The sequence below is a fragment of the Nocardia pneumoniae NBRC 100136 genome, from assembly GCF_000308755.1.
Taxonomy (GTDB): domain Bacteria; phylum Actinomycetota; class Actinomycetes; order Mycobacteriales; family Mycobacteriaceae; genus Nocardia; species Nocardia pneumoniae.
The window spans coordinates 1-492 of sequence record NZ_BAGF01000127.1; the positions used below are offsets into that span (position 1 = coordinate 1).

Sequence of the window (492 nt, forward strand, 5' to 3'; positions counted from 1 at the left end):
TGGTGAGGCGGTTGGGGGGATGTCGCCGGAGGCGGCGCGGGCGTTGCAGGTGTTGAAGGCGTTGGAGGAGGTGTATGGGGACGATCCGTCGGATCCGCGGGTGCGGGAGTTGCAGCAGCAGTTGGGTGTTTCGTCGGGTCGGGGTGCGGGGGCGGCGTCGATCAAGGCGACGCGGTTGTTTCAGCGGACGGCGGCGAAGGCGTTCAATAATCTGGATAACCAGTTGGTGAGGTGTATTCAGGGGTTGGCGGGGTCGAACAAGGTCGATAAGAAGGCTGTTATCGGTTTGGTGCGTGAGGTGAATGTCGCACTCGCCGAACTGGGTCCGCAGGCGTATACGAAGGAGGGGCAGCGGAGGGTTCATCAGATCCTGACCGCGGCGTTGCAGAAGGCGCAGTCGATCGTGTCGGGTGGTCAGGCGAAGTCGGCGGATACCGCGGCGGCGATCAATCAGTTGACCAAGCAGTATCTGTACAACATCGCAGGCAAAAA

1 protein-coding gene is annotated in these 492 nt (G+C 61.6%); it reads left to right on the forward strand.

Features of this window, described 5'->3' with window-relative positions; genetic code table 11:
• Positions 1-19: 19 nt before the first annotated feature.
• Positions 20-492 (forward strand): DUF4226 domain-containing protein (locus ON34_RS28660; protein ID WP_157172457.1); only part of this gene is annotated, 473 nt, incomplete at its 3' end.